Source organism: Pseudomonas sp. FYR_2, assembly GCF_043106425.1.
GTDB lineage: Bacteria > Pseudomonadota > Gammaproteobacteria > Pseudomonadales > Pseudomonadaceae > Aquipseudomonas > Aquipseudomonas monteilii.
Genome location: NZ_JBICMM010000056.1, coordinates 1 through 1,150, shown reverse-complemented (window position 1 = coordinate 1,150; position 1,150 = coordinate 1). Strand labels below are relative to the sequence as shown.

Annotated in this window: 1 protein-coding gene; it reads left to right on the top strand. The window is 57.2% G+C overall.

Annotation, left to right across the window (positions count from 1 at the left end; genetic code table 11):
- Positions 1 to 44 precede the first annotated feature (44 nt).
- Positions 45 to 1,025 (top strand): IS5 family transposase, encoded by a 981-nt coding sequence (locus tag ACF8R4_RS24140; protein ID WP_061203968.1) that lies wholly within the window; start codon positions 45 to 47, stop codon positions 1,023 to 1,025.
- Positions 1,026 to 1,150: the final 125 nt, after the last annotated feature.

Here is a 1,150-nt window from a genome sequence, read left to right as displayed (position 1 = left end):
CCAAATCTGGTGAAATACGCCGACCCCGTTGCCTGAGTTTCCCGATGAAGCAGATGACCTTCGCCGACGCCGAGTACGCCGGCAAGCGTAAGCAGACCCGCAAGGAGTTGTTCCTGATCGAGATGGATCAGGTGGTGCCGTGGCAGGGACTGATTACTCTGATCGAGCCGCACTACCCGAAGGGCGAAGGTGGCCGTCCGGCGTATCCGTTGATGGCGATGCTGCGCGTGCACCTGATGCAGAACTGGTTCGGCTACAGCGACCCGGCTATGGAGGAAGCGCTTTACGAAACCAACATCCTGCGCCAGTTTTCTGGGCTGAGCCTAGAGCGCATCCCCGACGAAACCACCATCCTCAACTTCCGCCGCCTGCTGGAAAAGCATGAACTGGCGGCTGGGATTCTGGCCGTGATCAACGGCTACTTGGGCGATCGCGGCCTGTCGCTGCGCCAGGGCACCATCGTCGATGCCACACTGATCCACGCGCCGAGTTCGACCAAGAACCAGGACGGTAAGCGCGACCCGGAAATGCACCAGGCCAAGAAAGGTAATCAATGGTACTTCGGCATGAAGGCCCATATCGGGGTGGATGATGAGTCGGGCCTGGTGCATAGCATGGTAGGCACGGCAGCCAACGTGGCCGATGTCACTCAGGTCGATAAGCTGCTGCACGGCGACGAAAATGTGGTCTGTGCCGATGCTGGTTATACCGGAGTGGAGAAACGCCCCGAGCATGAAGGTCGCCAGGTCATTTGGCAGATTGCCGCCCGGCGCAGCACCTACCAGAAACTGGGCAAGCGTAGCGTTCTGTACAAAGCCAAGCGCAAGATCGAAAAAGCCAAGGCTCAAGTCAGAGCGAAGGTTGAGCACCCGTTCCGGGTGATCAAACGTCAATTCGGCTATGTGAAAACTCGCTTCCGTGGCCTGGCCAAGAATACGGCACAGTTGGTGACACTGTTTGCGCTGTCGAATCTATGGATGGCCCGTCGGCATTTACTGAGCAATGCAGGAGAGGTGCGCCTGTAATGTGGGGAATAGCCGCCGCGAGGTGTTCGCAGCGGCTAAAAAGACAGAAATGAGTTAGCGATCTGAGCATTTTTGATCGACTTGTCACTTTCAAAATCGGTGGTGGCCGAAGTCAGCCAAAAACA